This is a genomic window from Novosphingobium sp. BL-S-19 (assembly GCF_055521675.1).
Map to the genome: position 1 here is coordinate 159474 of NZ_CM145498.1, position 18947 is coordinate 178420.

The 18947-nt window shown below is 65.4% G+C and carries 20 protein-coding genes; 8 read left to right on the plus strand and 12 right to left on the minus strand.

Going from position 1 to position 18947, the window contains the following annotated elements; translation table 11 throughout:
* Positions 1 to 246: 246 nt before the first annotated feature.
* Complete coding sequence (gene sucC, locus ACZ1JV_RS09205) at positions 247 to 1449, minus strand: ADP-forming succinate--CoA ligase subunit beta (protein WP_465151326.1); 1203 nt, start codon at positions 1447 to 1449, stop codon at positions 247 to 249.
* Positions 1450 to 1650: 201 nt separating this feature from the next.
* On the opposite strand from sucC, the gene ACZ1JV_RS09210 reads away from it, so the two are divergent.
* The gene (locus ACZ1JV_RS09210) at positions 1651 to 2457 is read left to right on the plus strand and encodes a 3'(2'),5'-bisphosphate nucleotidase CysQ (RefSeq protein WP_465151327.1); all 807 of its coding nucleotides are present in this window, start codon (positions 1651 to 1653) and stop codon (positions 2455 to 2457) included.
* Between the two features lie 152 nt (positions 2458 to 2609).
* On the opposite strand, the gene ACZ1JV_RS09215 is transcribed toward ACZ1JV_RS09210, so the two are convergent.
* The 9 genes from ACZ1JV_RS09215 to glnE form a co-directional block, all read right to left on the minus strand.
* A complete protein-coding gene (locus ACZ1JV_RS09215) occupies positions 2610 to 3407 on the minus strand; it encodes a LytR/AlgR family response regulator transcription factor (RefSeq protein ID WP_465136700.1) in 798 nt (265 codons plus the stop codon).
* 46 nt (positions 3408 to 3453) lie between these two features.
* The gene (locus ACZ1JV_RS09220; RefSeq protein ID WP_465151328.1) at positions 3454 to 4617 is read right to left on the minus strand and encodes a sensor histidine kinase; all 1164 of its coding nucleotides are present in this window, start codon (positions 4615 to 4617) and stop codon (positions 3454 to 3456) included.
* Between the two features lie 121 nt (positions 4618 to 4738).
* Entirely contained in the window at positions 4739 to 5437 is a 699-nt protein-coding gene (locus ACZ1JV_RS09225) for a DsbA family protein (protein WP_465151329.1), read from the minus strand.
* A gap of 36 nt (positions 5438 to 5473) precedes the next feature.
* Positions 5474 to 6835, minus strand: a complete 1362-nt coding sequence (locus ACZ1JV_RS09230) for a M48 family metalloprotease (RefSeq protein WP_465151330.1) — start codon at positions 6833 to 6835, stop codon at positions 5474 to 5476.
* 131 nt (positions 6836 to 6966) lie between these two features.
* Positions 6967 to 7197, minus strand: coding sequence for a ribbon-helix-helix domain-containing protein (locus ACZ1JV_RS09235; protein ID WP_465151331.1), 231 nt, complete (start codon positions 7195 to 7197; stop codon positions 6967 to 6969).
* Between the two features lie 328 nt (positions 7198 to 7525).
* Complete coding sequence (locus tag ACZ1JV_RS09240) at positions 7526 to 8224, minus strand: M23 family metallopeptidase (protein ID WP_465136695.1); 699 nt, start codon at positions 8222 to 8224, stop codon at positions 7526 to 7528.
* A gap of 150 nt (positions 8225 to 8374) precedes the next feature.
* Complete coding sequence (locus ACZ1JV_RS09245) at positions 8375 to 9166, minus strand: ferritin-like domain-containing protein (protein ID WP_465151332.1); 792 nt, start codon at positions 9164 to 9166, stop codon at positions 8375 to 8377.
* A gap of 14 nt (positions 9167 to 9180) precedes the next feature.
* The gene (locus ACZ1JV_RS09250) at positions 9181 to 9654 is read right to left on the minus strand and encodes a peroxiredoxin (RefSeq protein ID WP_465151333.1); all 474 of its coding nucleotides are present in this window, start codon (positions 9652 to 9654) and stop codon (positions 9181 to 9183) included.
* Entirely contained in the window at positions 9654 to 12374 is a 2721-nt protein-coding gene (gene glnE / locus ACZ1JV_RS09255; protein ID WP_465151334.1) for a bifunctional [glutamate--ammonia ligase]-adenylyl-L-tyrosine phosphorylase/[glutamate--ammonia-ligase] adenylyltransferase, read from the minus strand. Before glnE ends, ACZ1JV_RS09250 begins: the two co-directional genes overlap by 1 nt.
* A gap of 297 nt (positions 12375 to 12671) precedes the next feature.
* On the opposite strand from glnE, the gene ACZ1JV_RS09260 reads away from it, so the two are divergent.
* The 7 genes from ACZ1JV_RS09260 to ACZ1JV_RS09290 all read left to right on the plus strand — a co-directional run bounded on the left by ACZ1JV_RS09260 (position 12672) and on the right by ACZ1JV_RS09290 (position 17500).
* Positions 12672 to 14381 (plus strand): M28 family metallopeptidase, encoded by a 1710-nt coding sequence (locus tag ACZ1JV_RS09260; protein WP_465151335.1) that lies wholly within the window; start codon positions 12672 to 12674, stop codon positions 14379 to 14381.
* A complete protein-coding gene (locus tag ACZ1JV_RS09265) occupies positions 14378 to 15358 on the plus strand; it encodes an agmatine deiminase family protein (protein WP_465151336.1) in 981 nt (326 codons plus the stop codon). The genes ACZ1JV_RS09260 and ACZ1JV_RS09265 overlap by 4 nt, the downstream gene beginning before the upstream one ends.
* A 73-nt stretch (positions 15359 to 15431) precedes the next feature.
* Positions 15432 to 15557, plus strand: coding sequence for a hypothetical protein (locus tag ACZ1JV_RS09270; protein ID WP_465151337.1), 126 nt, complete (start codon positions 15432 to 15434; stop codon positions 15555 to 15557).
* Positions 15558 to 15768: 211 nt separating this feature from the next.
* Complete coding sequence (locus ACZ1JV_RS09275; protein ID WP_465136689.1) at positions 15769 to 15996, plus strand: hypothetical protein; 228 nt, start codon at positions 15769 to 15771, stop codon at positions 15994 to 15996.
* The gene (locus ACZ1JV_RS09280; RefSeq protein WP_465136688.1) at positions 15993 to 16880 is read left to right on the plus strand and encodes a bestrophin family protein; all 888 of its coding nucleotides are present in this window, start codon (positions 15993 to 15995) and stop codon (positions 16878 to 16880) included. Before ACZ1JV_RS09275 ends, ACZ1JV_RS09280 begins: the two co-directional genes overlap by 4 nt.
* A gap of 29 nt (positions 16881 to 16909) precedes the next feature.
* Entirely contained in the window at positions 16910 to 17251 is a 342-nt protein-coding gene (locus ACZ1JV_RS09285) for a hypothetical protein (protein ID WP_465151338.1), read from the plus strand.
* A 30-nt stretch (positions 17252 to 17281) separates the two neighbouring features.
* Positions 17282 to 17500 (plus strand): hypothetical protein, encoded by a 219-nt coding sequence (locus ACZ1JV_RS09290; protein WP_465151339.1) that lies wholly within the window; start codon positions 17282 to 17284, stop codon positions 17498 to 17500.
* Between the two features lie 324 nt (positions 17501 to 17824).
* Here the strand turns inward: ACZ1JV_RS09290 and ACZ1JV_RS09295 are convergent, their stop codons facing one another.
* Both ACZ1JV_RS09295 and ACZ1JV_RS09300 read right to left on the minus strand, forming a co-directional pair.
* Positions 17825 to 18499, minus strand: a complete 675-nt coding sequence (locus ACZ1JV_RS09295; RefSeq protein ID WP_465151340.1) for a spermidine synthase — start codon at positions 18497 to 18499, stop codon at positions 17825 to 17827.
* Entirely contained in the window at positions 18496 to 18939 is a 444-nt protein-coding gene (locus ACZ1JV_RS09300) for an acetyltransferase (RefSeq protein WP_465151341.1), read from the minus strand. Before ACZ1JV_RS09300 ends, ACZ1JV_RS09295 begins: the two co-directional genes overlap by 4 nt.
* Positions 18940 to 18947: the final 8 nt, after the last annotated feature.

Sequence of the window (18947 nt, forward strand, 5' to 3'; positions counted from 1 at the left end):
CAATTGACGTATACGTCAAGCCCCGCTGGCGGCGAGATGAGCCCGTGGTGGGTTCACCGCCAGTGCCATATCGCAAATCCGCCGGAATGCGCATCGCCCCGGCAGAAATGGGCGGCCCAGAATTACTATGACGCCGGAAAGGCCGGCTTCATGCGAACTTGATATGCAAACGGCGGGGGTCCGGAAGACCCCCGCCGCTGCATTATCCGTTACGGGATCGTGTGCGATCCAAGAGACGGCCCCCTATCAGGCGGCGACGTTCTTGACCTCGGCCACGATCTTCTTGGCGGCATCGCCCAGGTCGTTGGCGGGGACGATCGGCAGGCCGGAATTGGCCAGGATGTCCTTGCCCTGCTGGACGTTGGTGCCTTCGAGGCGAACGACGAGCGGAACCGAGAGGTTCACTTCCTTCGCCGCGGCAACGATACCGTCGGCGATGACGTCGCACTTCATGATGCCGCCGAAGATGTTGACCAGGATGCCCTTCACGTTCGGATCGCGCAGAATGATCTTGAACGCCGCGGTCACCTTTTCCTTGGTGGCGCCGCCGCCAACGTCAAGGAAGTTGGCCGGGAACGAACCGTTGAGCTTGATGATGTCCATCGTCGCCATGGCGAGGCCGGCGCCGTTGACCATGCAGCCAATGTCGCCATCGAGCTTGATGTAGGCCAGGTCGTACTTCGAAGCTTCGACTTCCGCCGGATCTTCTTCGGTCTCGTCGCGCAGGGCCTGCACGTCGGGGTGACGGTACAGGGCGTTCGAATCGAAGCTCATCTTGGTGTCGAGGACGAGCAGGTTGCCATCCTTGGTTTCGACGAGCGGGTTGATTTCGAGCATGTCGCAGTCAAGCGCCACGAAGGCTTCGTACAGCTGCTTGGCGATCTTCTGCGCCTGCTTGTTGAGGTCGCCGGTCAGCTTCAGAGCGTAGGCAACGGCGCGGCCGTGGTGGGCCTGGAAGCCGGCGGCGGTGTCGATGGTGACGGTGGTGATCTTCTCGGGGGTGTTGTGGGCAACATCCTCGATGTCCATGCCGCCTTCGGTCGACACGATCATGGCGACGCGGCTGGTGGCGCGGTCGACGACCATCGACAGGTAGTATTCCTCGGCGATGTCGACGCCGTCGGTCACGTAGAGGCGGTTCACCTGCTTGCCGGCTTCACCGGTCTGCACGGTGACGAGCGTGTTGCCGAGCATTTCCTTGGCGAAAGCTTCGACTTCCTCAACCGACTTGGCGAGGCGCACGCCGCCCTTGGCGTCGGCCGGCAGTTCCTTGAACTTGCCCTTGCCGCGCCCACCGGCGTGGATCTGGGCCTTCACGACGTAGAGCGGCCCGGGGAGCTGCTTCGCGGCGGCAACCGCTTCCTCGACGGTGAGGGCGGCAATGCCGGCGGGGATGCCGACGCCGAACTTCGCAAGCAGTTCCTTTGCCTGGTATTCGTGAATGTTCATCGCTGAAATCGCTTTCTGCTGGAGTGTCCGTGGAAAGGCTCGTCCAAAAGCACGGGGGGCCCCGAACTTGATCCGGGCCGCATAAGCACATCCCTGCGCGCTTGAAAAGTCCCGTTCCCTCGCGCAAGGACGCGCACGCGGCCTGTGCATTCGCGCACGGTGCCGCCACGAACCATCCGCATCGAAGCCCCGGGCTTGCACATGATCGACCGCGACAGACTCGAAGCTATCGTCCGCGAGGCAGGACGTATCGCCCTTGCCGGGTGGCCGGGTGATGGCCATGTGCTTGATCATTGGGAGAAAGTGCCGGGCAGTCCGGTCTGCACGCTGGACCTTGCGGTGGACGAATTTTTGCGCCGCGAACTCAGCGCGCTGCTGCCCTCGGCCGGCTGGCTGTCCGAGGAAACCGCCGATTCGCACCATCGTACCGCGCATGAACTGGTGTGGCTGGTCGATCCGATCGACGGGACGCGCGATTTTATCGCCGGGCGGCCGGGCTGGGCGATCTCGGTCGCGCTGGTGAATACGCGGCGGCCCTTGCTGGGCTACCTCTATGCCCCCGCGCGTGCGCGCGATGCTGGCGGCGAATTCTGGCACGCCGAAGCGGGCAAGGGTGCCTGGCGCAACGGCAAGCGCCTCGGCGCCAGCCACCGCGAGACGCTGCCCGGCGCGCGAGTCCCCGCGAAGAAGCTGGCGGCCGAAGATTCGGACTTGGTGCTGGTAGACCAGCCCAATTCGATTGCGCTCCGCATGGCGATGGTCGGCGCCGACGAGGCGGACATCGTCGCCACCCTGCGCTGGGGCTACGAATGGGATATCGCCGCGGCCGGGCTGATCGCGCGCGAGGCCGGGGCGGAAGTGACCGACGCCTTCGGTGCGCCGCTCAACTACAACAAGCACGATCCCCGCGCTTTCGGTGTGCTCTGCACGTCACGCGCGATTCACAGAGCGGCCGTGGCGCGTCTGGCGGAACGTGCCGCGCGGTTCTCGGCCGGCTCGAAGGATTGAACGACGCGCCTGAATCGAAGGGGCGTCGACACCCTCAGCCGTCATCCCCGCGAAGGCGGGAATCCCGCTTTCTTGGCCAGCGTTGCAGAAAGGTGGCGGCCCCAGCTTGCGCTGGGGCGACGGTTTGTAAGGAATCGTTTCCGCGCGAAAACTCAGTGCACGAAGCGCGCGATCACGTCGCGGTAGGAGCGGCTGACTTTCACTTGCGCGCCCGAATCGAGCACCAGGAAGCATTCGCCGTTGGTATGCGGCTTCACCTGACGGACCTGATTCAGGTTGACGATGGTGGAGCGGTGCACGCGCTGGAACACGCGCGGGTCCAGCCGGCGTTCCAGGTCCTTCATAGTTTCGCGCAGGATCAGCGAATTGTCGGCAGTGCGGATGCACATGTAGTCGCCGGCGGCCTCGATATGCTCGATCGAATCGACGTCGATCCGGAAGATCTGGCCGCGATCCTTGATGTTGATGAGCTTTTCGTAGCGGTCCGCATTGGGATCGCTCTCTTCCGGCATGGAATCCACCGCGTCGGGCGCGACTTCGGCCAGCACGGTCTTGAGCTTTTCCGCTTCATCGGAAGAGCGCTTTTCGGCAATGCGCTGGCGCACGCGGGCGAGCGTGTCGTCCAGCTTCGCCTCATCCACCGGCTTCATCAGGTAGTTGACGGCATTGGCCTCGAACGCGCGGACGGCGTGTTCCTGATAGGCGGTAACGAAGACGAACAGCGGCGGTTCGATTTCCATCACGCCCTTCACCACCGAGAAGCCGTCGAACCCGGGCATCTGGATGTCGAGGAACACGAGATCGGGCTTCTCGGTCTTGATCTTGCGGATCGCCTCGCGCCCGTTCGAACAGGTGTCGATGATTTCGACGTCCGGGTACTTCTCCAGGCGAATCTGAAGGCCCTGGATCGCGAGTTTCTCGTCATCGACGAGGATGGTGCGAATGGTCATGTGTCACTTGTCTCCGGCCTCGCAACGCGCGGCGGCCAAAATTGTTTCATCGCCCGACGAGAACGGGCTGCCGCTGGGGTTCTTCCATGTCCTCGGGGGAGGGTTGGCGCTCCGCGGGAAGCTCGATCAGCACGGCAAAGCCACCTTCGACAGGCTCCACCGTTTCGAAGCGGTGATGCTCGCCGTAGGCCTGGCTGAGGCGGTCGCGGATGTTCGAAAGGCCGACGCCGGTGGATACCGGCTCCCCTCCATCATAGGTCATGCCCGACAACCTGTTGTCGGTAGTCGGAGTTTGCAAGCCCGGTCCGGTGTCCGAGACGGTGATGCGAAGCATCGGCCCGACGAGTTGCGTGGCAACGGTGATTTCGGCGCCCGACTCCTGCGGCGCGACGGCATATTTGATGGCGTTTTCGACCAGCGGCTGCAGCAGCAGCGAGGGCAGCAGGCAGGTTTCGGTGGCCGGATCGATGGCGAAGGTGGTGCGCAGCCGTTCCTCGAATCGCATCAGTTCGATGTCGAGATAGAGCTTCAGCGTATCCACCTCGGTCGCCACCGTGACGCGCGCGGAAGGCTTGTTGATCAGGGTGTAGCGCAGGAACGAGGACAGGCGGCTGAGCATGGCGTTTGCCGGCTCGGTCTGCTTCAGCAGCACCAGCGTGGAGATCGAGTTCAGCGTGTTGAACAGGAAATGCGGGTTCAGCTGATAGCGCAGCATGGCCAGCTGCGCCTGGGTCGCCTGGTTTTCCAGCTGGATCAGCTGATCGTTCTGCTCTTCCACCTGCAGGTAGAAATTGATCGCGTAATAGAGTGCCGACCATGCGCCCAGCAGCGTGGCGTCGTAATAGAACACGCCGATGAACAGCTGCGTGAAGCTGGTGTCGCTGTCCGCGCGGTAGAGCGAGATCACCCAGGCATCGATGAACGCGTGCAATGCCACCGCAATCGGCAGGATCAGCGCGGTCATGCCCCAGGTGACGATCGGCCGCTTGGTAATCAGCAGGCGATAGACGACCGACAGCACCAGCGAGATCGAGAAGCCGGTGATCGTGGCGATCAGCACCAGCACCAGATTCGACAGCGGCTGGTCGTTGGCCAGCGCCGACATCGTGCGCAGCAGCATCGCACCGCCCCAGCCCGCGAACTGCAGGCGCCAGAAGGCCTTGTCCTTGTCGGCGAAGAAGGGGATCGGTTGGATCGGCAGAACGCGCATGACGGCTATCTAGACGAAAATCGCACGGGGCGGCAAATCCGGGGCGCTACGCAGGTGGCTCCGCGCGATTTTCCGATGGGTGACAAGGATATGGATCCTTTGCCCCATCCGCCGCAGCCCGTCAGGCCCCGTTTGCTTCGGAAATTGCCTGCGACAGCTGATCGAAGCCCACCGCGCCGGAGATCAGGCGGTCGCCGACAACCCAGCTGGGCGTGCCGCTGAAGCCAAGCCGGCCGGCGACATCCAGATTGCGGGACAGTTCCTGTGCCACCACCGGGCTTGCAGCCACCTTGTGGGCGCGGTCCATGTCCAGACCGGCCTGCTTGGCGGCAGCCTCGATCGCCTGCGGATCGACCTGCCCGGCGGAGAACATGGCATCGTGGAACTTCGCGTACTTGCCCTGTTCGGCCGCGGCGAGGGCCATGCGCGCCGCGTCCGGGCTGTGCGGGCTGATGATCGGCAGTTCGCGCACGACGATGCGCAAGTTCGGGTTCTTGGCCAGAAGCTGCGCCACGTCGGGCAGGCTGCGGCGGCAGTAACCGCAGGCATAGTCGGTGAATTCCACCAGCGTGACCGCGCCGTTGGGATTGCCGAGCACGGCGCCGGGGAAGGGCGTTTCCACACTCTGCTTCACGCCGGCCAGTTGCGCCTTGGCCTGCTTGCGCTGCAGGGCGTCCATCGCCTCGGTCAGCACTTCGGGATTGGTGACGAGATAGTCGTGAATCACGCGGCCGGCGATCACCGGCCCGCCGAACCAGACGCCTGCCCCTACAAGAGCGATGCCTGCCACGGTCGCCGCGATCTTCGTTCCAAGTGCCATTATTGTCGTCATTCCCGTAATCTGGAGGTCCCGCCTTTAACGGCGCTTCTTGTTGCGTTCCAGTGTGGCGCGCGCTTCCATCTCGATGTCCTGCGCGCGCAGCCAGTCCGGCGTGCCCTGCTTCAGTCCGGCCTCGGCCGCCTGCGCGTTCATCAGCGCGGCATCCATCTGGCCGGACAGCGATTGCTGTTCCGCGCTGGCAAGGCGCGCGCGCGGCATGTCGCCATTGGCGGCGTAGATCGTGCCCAGCTGATACCAGGTGAACGGATTCTCACGGTCGCGCGCGGCGGCGTTCTTCAGCACCGTCTCGGCTTCCTTGAAATGCTGCGGGTCTTCGGTCGCGATCAGCGCGTGGCCGAACAGCGTGGCGATCAGCGGCTGATATCCGGTGAGTTCGGTTGCCTTGCGCAAGGGCACCAGCGCTTCGGTGGGCTGGCCCGATTCGAGCAGGATTTGCCCCTTCAGCTCCAGGAAATAGGGATCGTCGGGATCGGTCATCAACAGTGCGTCGGCCTCTGCCGTGGCGCGGTCCATTTCCGACTGGCGATGCCAGGCATAGGCGCGGGCATAATGCGCCGGCACTGAATTGTCGGTCTGCGGATAGATGCGGAAGACGTCGCGTGGTTCGGCCAGATAGCCGAACAGCTTGGCCTTCATCCGCACATAGCGGGCCTGAATCTTGGGATCGTCAGGCTTCAGCCAGGCGGGATCCTTCTCATAAGTATCCTGCAAGGTCTGGATGCGATCGCCGGTCAGCGGGTGGGTGGAATAGAACTGGTCGCCGTCCTGCGGGCGATAGCCGTAGCGGAACTCCAGATTCTGCAGCTTCTGGAAGAATTCCAGCGATCCGCGCCCGCTGATGCCGGCGGCCGAGAGATACTGCGCGCCGGCGGCATCGGCGGAGGCTTCCTGTGTGCGGGTATAGGCCAGGAACTTGCCCATGGCGGCCTGCTGGCCGGCCATGATCACACCCATCGCTGCCTCGGCGCCGCCTGCCGCCGCCGCCGCCGCGCCGAGCAGCAGCGAGAGCAGCGAGATGTTGGTGGCGCTCTGCGCGCCCTGATTCAGCACTGCGTGGCCGCCGGTGACGTGGCCCAGTTCGTGCGCGATCACGCCCTGCACTTGCGCGGCGGAATCGGCCTCATTGATCAGGCCCGAATTGACGTAGACCGCCTGCCCGCCGGCAACGAAGGCATTGACCGAGGGATCGTTCACCAGAACGATATCGACATGCGAGGGATCCAGCCCGGCGGCGACGATCAGCGGGCGGGCCATGTCCTTCAGCAGGGCCTCGGTCTCCGCATCGCGCAGGATCGACTGGGCTGCGGCGGGCGTGGCCGACCAGCCGAGCAGCGCAACCACACTCAGGATTACTGCGGCAAAACGCGCGAAGGACATGGGGACTGTTGGGACCTCTCGCGCTGAACCGGGGCTGAAGCGCCGTGTGAAGGGGCGAAGCCTAGCGTTCGAGCCGGGGCTGGCAAGATGGGAAAAAGAAACTCGATCGAGATGCTTGGGCGGAAAGCCGCCTACGCCCGATTCGTTACCAGCCACACGCGGACGGCGCCGGCAAGGCCGGGCGGGACTTCCGCCTCCAGCCGCTCGGCATCGATTCGGGCGACCAGCGCGTTGACCGGCACGCCCGCTTCGGTGGCGGCGGCGCGCAGCATGTCCCAGAATATCGGCTCAAGGCTGATGGAGGTCTTGTGCCCGGCGATCTCGACCGAACGCTTGATGGGTGGGTGATAGAGTGACGTCACGCAGCCAGCCTAGGCGTGGATCTGCCCGGTTTGAAGCCGGTGTTTGCTCGGTTGCCGTTAAATAAAGCCCGTCGTCCCCGCGAAGGCGGGGACCCCGCTTGTCCTTCTCCGCCCGCAGAAAAGCGGGACCCCCGCCTTCGCGGGGGCGACGAAGAAAGGGGCGGCAGGGTATCCTCAGCGATCGGATAATCCGGATCGCCCATAAGAAAAGGCGGCCCTGAAGCCGCCTCTTCCCTCCTCTCCAAACCGTGAAGGCCGGACCGTCTTTTTGCGGTTCCTGACCGGTTTGAAACTCTATCGGTCGAAGCCGTTTTAGTTGGCGCCGTTCTTAGTTGGCGGAGGCCATGCGATCGCCCTGCATATAGGGGATCGGGTTGACCGCTTCGCCGTCGACGCGGACTTCGTAGTGGAGGTGCGGGCCGGTCGAATTGCCGGTGGTGCCGACGTAGCCGATCACGTCGCCCTTGTGGACCATCTGGCCTTCGGCAACGTTCAGGCGCGACATGTGGCCGTAACGGGTTTCAAGGTCGCCGCCATGTTCGAGTTCGACGAACAGGCCGTAACCGCCGAACCACGAAGCCTTGCCGACGACGCCGTCAGCGGTTGCGTAGATCGGGGTGCCGACGGGTGCGGCCAGATCGATGCCCTTGTGGGCGCGGCGGCCGCCGAAAATCGGGTGTTCGCGCATGCCGAAGCTGCTGGTGAGCTTCAGACCTTCAAGCGGGGTGCGCGAGGGGATGTTGACGCCGGAAAGACGGGCGGTGCCGGGGATGGCGGGCTTCGCCTTGGCCGCGGCAAGGCCGGTTTCCTCGAAATTCTGCCAGGAGCTGAACAGGGTGCGGAACTGTTCGTCCTCGCCGCCGCTGGCCGACTGGTTGGCGGCCTGGGCGGTGCGCAGCGGGGCCGAAATGTCGGCGGCGGCTGCAGCGCTGTTGGCCATGGCGGGGTGGGCTGCCAGTGAAAGACCCGCGACTGCGACCGTAGCCGACACCGTGCGGAACTTGGCAATGAGTTTCGTTACGACCACTCGCAATACCTTGTTATCCGCCGGAATCCCGAGAGATTCGACGCTTGTCTTTAGCGACCGGCACGCCAAACGGCGCACCGTTAACCCTAGTTATGTGAGATGGTCGGAACCCCCCGCCGTCTCGCGAGGTGGAGTTATGCCGATCAGTTCCTAACAGACAACCCCAAGGTAGAAATCCCGCGATAAACCGGCAGCGAGGCGCGCCGAGTCGTTGAACGGTGGCTTAACGGCACCGCGAAAATGGCGGGAAACCAGGGTTTTCCAAAGCTCGCTCGGTTCACCGTTCATCGCTTCGGCGCATGCGGCGAAATGGGTTGAGCCGAAACGAACGTGGCGGATTTCATCGTCAAGGATTCTTTCGAGAATGCGCGCGCCGCGCTCGTCACCCGAACTTCGCACCCGTTCCAGCATGGCCGGCGTCACGTCCAGCCCGCGCGCTTCCAGCACCATCGGTACCACCGCGAGGCGGGCGGTAACGTCGTGGCGCGTTTCGTGCGCGGCGTCCCAGAGTCCGCTGTGTGCGGGCAGGGCGCCGTAGTGGCCGCCCAGTGCCCGCATATGCCGGTCGATCAGCGCGAAGTGCAGTGCTTCATCGGCGGCGACCGAGAGGAAATCGCTGACGAAGCCCTCATTCATCTGCCCGCCGAATCGCCCCGCCATGTCGAGCGCAAGGTCGATGGCAACGAATTCGATGTGGGCGATGGCATGCCAGAGCGCGAGCCGCCCGCGCTCCGAACCGCCCTTGCCGCGCTTGGGCATGCGGTTCGGCGGCAGCAGTTCAGGCGCGGCCGGCCGACCCGGTTCCTCGGGCATTTCCACATCGAAGGCATAGGCGAGGCGGCCCAGCCGCCAGTCGCGTGCCACCTTGCGGGTAGCCATGATTTTGGCGCGGGGGTCGGATTCGAGCAGCACCTCGCGGATCGCGGCGGCAACACTGGGCATTGGAGACTGCACGATCAGAGCGCCTTGGCGGCCTCCAGCACTTGTGCGGCGTGGTCCTTGACCTTCACCTTATCCCACACGCGGGCGATCTTGCCGTCCGGGCCGATCAGGTAGGTGGTGCGGACCATGCCCATATACGTGCGGCCATAGTTCTGCTTTTCGGTCCAGATGCCAAGCGCGTCGGACAGGCCGCCTTCCTCGGCATCGCTGGCGAGCGGGGCCTTGAGGTCGTGCTTGGCGATGAAGTTCTGGTGCTTCTTCGCCGAATCCTTGCTGACGCCCAGCAGGGCGACGCCGGCCGCGTCGAACTCACCCTTCAGCGCCGAGAAATCGAGGTTTTCGGTGGTGCAGCCGGGGGTGTTGTCCTTGGGGTAGAAGAACACGACCAGCTTCCGGCCCGCGAAGTCCGAAGCCTTCACGCTGCCGCCTTCGGGCGTTTCCATCGCGATATCGGGGAACAGGTCTCCGGCTGCAGGACGGGTGCTCATCAAGTGGTCTCCAGTGTTTCGCCGAAAGTCTCGCTCCAACTCGCGGCGACATGCGCGCGGGCCCGGGCGAGGGCGGATTCAAGCTCTTGCCATGCGGCATAGCCGCAGGCGCGTTCCAGCGCCATGCAGGAGGGCTTGCCCGGCACGTGGGTATCGGGCGCGAAGAGGCGGCCTGCCACCAGCAGGCGCGTCATGACGTCATGCGCCTCCACCAGCGTGGCCGGCAGCAACCCGTCCGCCACCAGCAATTGCAGCGCCGCGCCCAGATCGGGATCGAGGCCGAGCCCACTGCGCAGCTGCGTGAAGTGGACAAGGAATTCGAGGTCCACCAACCCGCCGCGCATCAGCTTCACATCCAGCGGGCCCTTGGCGGGTTTGTGCCCGGCCATCTTGGCGCGCATTTCCAGCACGTCCGCGCGCAGCTTGTCCGCATCGCGCGGCGCGGCGAGCACGCTGTGAATCACGTCGCCAAGGTCGGCGCGCGCCTTGGCCGAGCCGTAAAGCGCGCGGGCGCGGCAGAGCGCCATGTGTTCCCAGGTCCAGGCCTGTTCCTGCTGATAGCGTGCAAAGCTGTCGAGGCTGGCGGCAGGCGGGCCCTGCTCGCCAGAGGGCCGAAGGCGGGTATCGACTTCGTAGAGCGCGCCTTCGGCCGTCGGCACCGATAGCGCGGCGGTCACGCGCTGCGAGACGCGGTTGTAATAGAGCGTTGCCCCCAGCGGCCGCCGCCCATCCGATTCGCCCGCGAAATCGCCGGTGAACAGGTAGATCAGATCGAGGTCGGAGGCATGGGTGAGCACGCCGCCGCCCATGCGGCCAAGGCCGAGCACGACCAGTTCGCTGCCCGGCACCACGCCGTGGACGGCGCGGAATTCCTCCAGCGCGGCATCGGTCAGCACCACCAGTGCGGCCTCGGCAATGCGGGCGAGGGCATGGCCGATGTCGAGCGGATCGTTGGCGCCCTCGATCAGTTGTACGCCCAGCGCAAAGCGGCGATCGCCCACCTTGCGGCGCACGGTGCCCAGCTTCTGTTCGTAGTCGGCACCCGGCTCGAATTGGGTAAATTCGGCGACCAGTTCCTCTACCGATCCGGGCAGGTCGAAGGCGCTGGCATCGATCAGCGGGTCCAGCAGGTCGGCGCGCCGGGCCAGCGCGTCGGCCAGCGTGGGCGCAAGGCTGAGAATGCGCGCCAGCCGTTCCAGCAGCGCCGGGCGCGCTTCCAGCAGGCGGAACAGGTTGATGGCGGAGGGCAGGTTGTTCAGCAGCTTTTCGAAGCGGGCGAAGGCGCGCTCCGGCTCCGGCGCGGCGGCCAGCGCGGCGAACAGATCGGCGCGCACGGCAGCGAAGGCGGCGCGCGCTGCGTCCGAACGCAGTGCGCGCATGCCGCCGGAAAGCCAGCCTTCGACGCGGTGGGCCATCGTCTCGGCATCGGCAATGCCAAGGCCGGCCAGTTCGTCGCGTAGGTCATCCTGCGCTGGCATGGCGACTTGCGTGGTGGGGCCGAGCGGGGTCTGGGCCATGACCAGCGCGTCATAGCGTTCGCCCACGGCATCGGTGATCGCGCGCAACTCGCTGAGCAGGGTCTCGCCGTCGGGCAACCCGTCGAGCTGGGCCACGGCTTCCAGCGCTTCGGGCCGCATCGGCAGGGCGTGAGTCTGCTGATCCTGCACCATCTGCAGGCGGTGTTCGATGGTGCGCAGGCGGTCGTAGCTTTCGCCCAGCAGGCGCGCATCCTCGGCCGGCACCAGCCCGGCTTCAGCCAGTGCGTCCAGCGTGGCGCGGGTGCCGCGCAGGCGCAGCGCGGGGTTGCGGCCGCCGTGAATCAGCTGGTGGGTCTGGGCGTAGAACTCCACCTCGCGAATGCCGCCTCGCCCTTTCTTGAGGTCGAAGCCGGGGCCGACCGTGGCGCTGCCGCGCGTATTGGCGCGAATCTGCGCGGTGAGGCGGCCGATCTCGGCAATGGCGCCGAAATCCAGGCTCTTGCGCCATACGAAGGGGCGGATCGCGGCCAGGAACGCCTCGCCCGCGGCAATGTCGCCCGAACAGGCGCGGGCGCGGATGAAGGCGGCGCGCTCCCACGCCAGCGCGGACGATTCATAATGACTCAGCGCCCCATTGATCGAAATCGCCAGCGGGCTGACCTCGGAGGCCGGGCGCAGGCGCAAGTCGATGCGGAAGACGTAGCCGTGGTCGGTGACTTTGCCGAGCGTCTCCACCACCGCGCGGGCCACGCGCTGCGCGGCCTCGCCCGGTTCGTCCCGCTCTCGCCGGGGGAGCAGTTCGGGATCGAACAGCAGGATCGGATCGATATCCGAACTGTAGTTGAGTTCGCCCGCGCCATGCTTGCCGAGTGCGAGGGCGAGGAAACCGGCAGGCTCCGCATCGGGCACGCGGCGGCGGATACCCTCGGCAATGGCGCCATCGAGCGCGCGGTCGGCCAGTGCGGAAAGCTCGCCGGTGACGCGCAGCAGCGGGAAGGCCCCGGCAAGGTCGCCGATGCCGAGGGCGAGGGCCATTGCCTGCTTCTCGCGGCGCAGCGCGATGCCGACATCGTCGATGCCGCTGCCGGCGGTGCGGGCGAAGGCCAGCGCTTCCTCGCCCTTCCCTTGTGCCAGGAGCGCGGCAAGGTCCGGATGCCGGTCCAGCAGCGAGGCGAGGTAAGGGGCATGGGCACGCGCGCGTTCGATCGCGCCGGTCCAGTCGGCTTGCAGTTCGGCATCCATGCCGGGGTTCCTGCCCAAGCGGGAGCGTGAGGGCAAGCGTGTCAGTTGGCGCGGCGTATCCCGAACTTAACAGATCGTCGCCCTCGCGAATGCGGGAGCCCCGCTTTTCTTGAGTCATGGCGCGGGCGTTGAAAGACAAGCGGGATCCCCGCATTCGCGGGGATGACGGGTTAATTGGAGGAGATGCCGTGCGTTCGCTCCGCCTTGTGCCCACCGCCTGCCTCTGGCACGAGGCCGGTCATCCAAAATACAACAGGCCCGATGCAGTCGAGGTCTGAAAACAGGATCGCCCAGATAATGAAACGCACCGCCGCCCTGCTTGCCTCTGTCGCCCTGTGCTTCGGCACGGCCGCCATCGCCGCGCCCAAGCTGCCCAAGGGCACCGCCCTGCCGCCGCCGCCGATGACTGCCGAACCGGCACCGCAGCTTTCGGTCGACAACATGAAGACGTTGGTGAAGACGCTGTCGTCGGACGATTTCGAAGGCCGCGCGCCCAGCACGAGTGCGGAGCCCAAGGTGCTCGATACCATCATCGCGTCCTTCAAGAAGGCCGGGCTCCAGCCGGGCAACAAGGGCCAGTGGCTGCAGGACGTGCCGACGGTGGAGATCACCGGCAGCAACCATTCCGCGCTGACGGTGACGGGCAGCAAGACGCCGCTCTCGTTCAAGTTCGGTGACGACTATGTGGCCGCCAGCTACCGCGTGACGCCCAAGACGCAGGTGAAGGACAGCGAACTGGTCTTCGTCGGCTACGGCATCAACGCGCCGGAACTGGGCTGGAACGATTATGCCGGGATCGACATGCACGGGAAGACCGCGGTCATCCTGGTCAACGATGCCGACTATGACGCCGCCACCGAAGAAGGTCCCTTCAAGGGCCGCCGCATGACCTATTACGGCCGCTGGACCTACAAGTTCGAGGAAGCCGCGCGTCAGGGCGCGACCGCCGCGCTGATCGTGCATGACACTTTCCCCGCTGCCTATGGCTGGAACGTCGTCAATTCCAGCTGGACCGGCGCGCAGTACCGCGTCGCCACCCCGAACGATGACATGGACCAGACCGCCGCCAACGGCTGGATCCAGAAGTCGGTTGCCGAATCGATCCTGAAGGCTTCGGGCAAGGACCTTGCCGCGCTGTCGGCTGCTGCCAAGCAGAAGGGCTTCAAGCCGGTGCCGCTGGGCCTGAAGGTCAGCCTGGGCTTCGACAATGCGATCCGCCGCTCCACCTCGCACAATGTCGTCGGCGTGCTGCCGGGCAAGGTGCGCCCGGATGAATACGTGCTCTATTCGGCGCACTGGGACCACCTTGGCCACTGCACCCCGGACAATACCGGCGACGGCATCTGCAATGGCGCGGTGGACAATGCCACCGGCGTCGCCGCGCTGGCCGCGATTGCTGAGGCCAATGCCAAGGCCGGCCCGGCTGCGCGTAGCCAGGTCTTCGTGGCGGTGACGCTGGAGGAATCAGGCCTGCTCGGTTCGGAATACTATGCCGCCAACCCGATCTACCCGCTCGACCACACCGTGGGCGGGGTCAACATGGATGCGCTGCTGCCGGGCAGTCGCACGCGTTCCTATGCCATGACGGGTGGCGACAAGTCCGACCTCACCTCGATCTTCCGCGACGAACTGGCCGATGAAGGTCTGAGCGAAGTGCCCGAGGAGCACACGGAGCGCGGCTACTACTACCGTTCCGACCACTTCTCGATGGCGAAGCGCGGTGTGCCGATGTTCGATCTGGCCGCCAGCACCGACTGGGTGGACGGCGGCAAGGCCGCAGGCGATGCGGCGAGCGAGGACTACAACTCCAACCGCTATCACGGGCCCAAGGACGAATACTCGGAAAGCTGGAACTGGGACGGCATTGCCCAGACGGCGGGGCTCTACTATCGGCTCGGCCGCACGCTCGCCGATTCGGACTTCTGGCCGAACTGGCACGAAACCGACGAATTCCGCGCGATCCGCGACAAGGCTTGCGCCGCGGCTCAAGGAGGCTGCCACAAGTGACTTTCGCCCTTCCTCCCGAATGGCATCCGCAGGACTGGATCTGGATCGGCTTCCCGCATGACCCGGTCGAATGGCCGGGCTTCCTGGAAGCCGCACAGGTGCAGATGGCCGAGTTCGCCTCGGCCGTGGCCGAATCGGGGCAGGAAGTGCGCCTGATCGTGCGGGACGAGGCCAACCGTGCGCGCGCGGCCTCGCTCGTTTCGTCCAAGGTCTCGCTGGAAGTGCGCCGCTATGGCGACGTCTGGCTGCGCGATACCGGGCCGTTGGTCTGTGCCGACGGTGCGGGCGCGCTCAAGGCGATGCGCTTCGGCTTCAACGGCTGGGGCGGCAAGTACCTGATGGATGGGGACCAGGAAATCGGCGCCGAACTGGCGCACGATGCCGGGCTGGCGGTGGAAACCTCGGACTGGATTCTGGAAGGCGGCGCGCTGGACGGCGACGGCACCGGGCTGGTCGCCACCACCGAGCAGTGCCTGCTCAACCCCAACCGCAACCCGCACCTGAGCCGCGACGATCTGGAAATGCGCCTGAAGCGCGATCTGGGCTACGACCGCGTGCTGTGGCTGGGCGACGGCCTGATCAACGATCATACCGACGGCCATGTCGACAACCTTGCGCGCTTCGTTGCGCCCAATGTGCTGGCCCTGCCGCGCGCGACCGGCCCGAACGATCCCAACGCCGCGATCTACGCCGATGCCAAGGCCCGGGCCGAGGCGATGGGCGTGACGGTGCGCGAAGTGCCCTCGCCGGGCCGCGTGGAGTCTGACGGCCGGATCGAGCCCGCCAGCTACATGAATTTCGCGATCACCTCCAAGCTGGTGGTCGTGCCGATCTACGGCACCGAGCACGACGCGGACGGCATTGCCGCCATCGCCGAACTGTTCCCCGATCGCGATACCGTGGGCGTCATGGCCGATGCGGTGCTGGCCGGTGGTGGTTCGTTCCACTGCTCCAGCCAGCAGATGCCCTCAAAATAAGGAATGGTGGGGAGCAACGCGCTCCCCGCCGTCCTTAACCGATTGGCAACCGGGCAGGCGCATGATCCCCTCCATGGCCCGCATTCTCGCCCTTGCGCCCGTCGCCCGCTCCGCCGTTCAGGTCGAGATCCTGCGCACCGCCATCGTGTGCGGCTGCGCACTGGCTCTAATCCTTGCCAAGGCTCCGCTGCCCTTCTGAGGCAATGGAAGTGTGCGTAAGGCACACAAGTCCGCCAATTTTCCATTCCGTTTCAAAACGTTTTGACGTGGTTGTTTGCGTCTCATCGTTTCTGCTGCACTGCACATCGTGTCTGCTGCGGTGCAGCAATGAATTGTCACGTTCGGTCGATGCAAACGAAATCATAGCCTCCCAGTTTAAGCGCTCACGCGATTTGAACTGGAGATACGCCATGCAACCCACGACCGAAGCCGAGCGGGCCCGTCTTCGCCAATCGCTCGTCGGGAATTTTCTGCTATTGCTGTTCGGCCTGGGCGTGCTGGGCTTTCTCGTTGCCGTCGACAGGGCCGAATGGTTCACCCTGCGGCCGGTTTCGGGAACCTCGGTCGCGCTGTCCAATGCCGCGACCGTCAAGACCGATGGCAAGGCGGCCGTCGTGGAGGATTCCGCCAAGCGATGATCGTTACCCCTTCGCTGCAACCCCTCCAGATCCTGCGAGAGATCTGGAAGCCGATTACCGTGCTGTTCGTCTGGGACGTCGTGGTCACGGTGACGTACTTCATGCTGCCGTTCCACGCGCCCAACCTGCCGGTGACGCTGTTCGGTTCGGCGCTGGCGCTGTTCCTCGGCTTTCGCAGCAACTCCGCCTACCAGCGCTGGTGGGAAGGGCGCGGGCTGTGGGGGCTGATGATCAATGCCAGCCGCAACATCGCCCGTGCCGCGCGCAATTTCATGCCCGATCCCGAAGCCACCGAGCTGAAGCGCCGCGTGGTGCTGCGCCAGATCGCCTACGTGAACGCGCTGCGCTGCCAGCTGCGCCGGATCAAGCCGGACGAGGAAGTGCGGCGCATGCTGTCGCGCGGGGATGCCGACGAATCGCTGGAGCGGGTGAACATCGCCAACGGCATTCTCGACGATACCGGCCGCCGTATAGATGAGGCGCGGCGCAAGGGCTGGATCGACACCATCCAGCAGACGCAGATGGAAGCCGTGTTGGTGGACATCGCCAATGCGCAGGGCGGTATGGAACGGCTGAAGAACACGCCGCTGCCCTATCAGTATCGCTTCTTCCCCACCGTCTTCACCCACATGTTCTGCATCCTGCTGCCGATCGGCCTGGTGGAGACGCTGGGCGTGGCGACGCCGCTGGGCTCGACCCTGGCGGGAATCATGTTCCTGGCGGTGCTGGCGATCGGTGACGATCTGGTCGATCCTTTCGCCAACTCGGTTCACGACTTGCCGCTCAACGCCATGTGCCGCACCATCGAGATCGACCTGCTCCAGTCCATCGGCGAGGAAGCACCGCCGCCGATCGTGCAGGACAAGCACGGCATCCTGTGGTGATTCTGGACAAAGCGCTCTAGGAGCGGTGCATGGCCAAAATAGACCGTCTTGAGCGCATGGACTCCCGCCGTGCCGACCTCGAAATCGAATACCGCGCCGCGCTGATCGAGGCGCTGCGGGTGACGGCGGCGGGGCAGTGGGGCCTGTTCGGCCACAACAAGGACAAACAGGCCCGCGCCAAGGCCGCGCCGCTGGTGGACGGCCTTACCGAACTGGCCGACGAGATCGACCAGTTGCGCGATCAGCTGGATATGGAGCCTTTCGCGCTCCACGCCGAATTCCTTGCGGCGCGCGGGCCGGTGCAGTCGCACGCCGTAGGTGAGCCCAAGCAGGCGCAGGCTTGGCTGGATCGGCTGGCGCAGGAAGGCTAGTCCTTGGTGCGATAGCACGAAGGAGCCGTGATGCGTCTCTCCAAGGATCGCCAGACCGCCCGCGCCACTGCGCGGCTGGGCAAATGGGTGGAACTCGACGCCCGCACCGACTTCAGCCCGCCGGGGCTGGTGGCCGTGGGCATATTGGTCTCGGGCATTCTGCTGAGCACCAGCGTTCTGGTGGCGGCGGCCGGAAGGGCCAAAGCGCGGCGGATTCAGGCGCGCGGGGATCGCAGCCTTCCGCGTTGACTGGGTTTCGGGCGGGGATTTCACGCTCAGCCCAGCCCAGCCCAGCCCAGCCCAGCCTAGCCTAGCCTAGCCGGCTCAATTCAACCCAACCTACCCCGACCTAATCAAATAACCCCGTCATCCCCGCGAAGGCGGGGATCCCGCTTCTTTCTTTTTTAGCACGCGGAGACGCGGAGACGCAGAGGGATCGTGCTGCCGCCGACACTTCTGCGTCTCCGCGTGAACCAAAATAAGCGGGGCCCCCGCCTTCGCGGGGGCGACGAGTTTTTGATTGCGGAGCTTGTGCGCCAATATCGCGCGCAGATAGGCCGCCGCCCGCCGGACTTATTCCGGGGTGGCGAACCAGATCACGTGCTTCGGCCCCTTGCCGTTGCTGCGCGAGGAGACCTTCACTTCGTCCACCTTGAACCCGGCACGCTCCAGACGGCGAGTGAAGGCGGGATCGGCACCGGCGGACCAGACCGCCAGCACGCCGTCCGGCGTCAGCGCATTGCGCGCCGCGCGCAGGCCGGCCTTCGAATAGATGACGTTGTTGTCCTCGCGCACCAGCCCGTCGGGGCCGTTGTCGACGTCGAGCAGGATCGCGTCGTAGGCGGCGCGCGATCCGTCGATCACGTGCGCCACATCGCTCATCACCAGATTGACGCGCGGATTGTCGAGGCAGCCCTGTGCCAGATCGGCCATCGGCCCGCGCGCCCATTCGATGATCTCGGGCACCAGTTCGACGACCGTGATCTTCGAATCTTCAGGCAGAGTGCGCAGCGCGGCGCGCAGGGTGAAACCCATGCCGTAGCCGCCGATCAGGAAGTGCGGGCGCTTGGTAATACCCTTGATGCGCTCGTACGCCATCGTCGCGAGGGCTTCCTCGCTGCCCCACTTGCGCGTGGACATCAGCTCGTTGTGGCCCAGGACGATCATGTAATCCTGGTCGTGCTTGTAGAGTTCGAGCTTCTCCCCGTCAGGGATCCACGCGGTGTCGATAAGCTCGCGCTTGATCATGCTGATGTCTTTCCGGGATGACGCAAGTGAATGATGGGATAGGCGCGGCCGTCGGCGTCGCGTTCGGACCGGCCGGTGCGCAGGAAACCGCGCGATTCGTAAAAGGGCAGGGCGTTGTCGGCCTGCTCGTTGGCATCGACGCGGGCCTGCGGCTCCAGCGCCAGCGCATGGGCGACCAGCGCGGAGCCGAAGCCCCGGCCGTGGACCGCGGGATCGACGAACAGCGCCTCTATCGATCCATCGACGAAGACCATGAAGCCCTGCGCCGTGCCGCCCGCATCCTCGGCGATCCACAAGGGGACCGCCGGGAGCATGGCTTCGACCTGTCTGGCGATCTCGACCTTGTGCTCCGCCGACAGGAAGCCGTGGGTGGCGTCCACCGCCGCGCGCCAGATGGCAAAGGCGCGCGGGGCGTCGTCGGGGGAGCCGGGCCTGATCACCGGAGCTT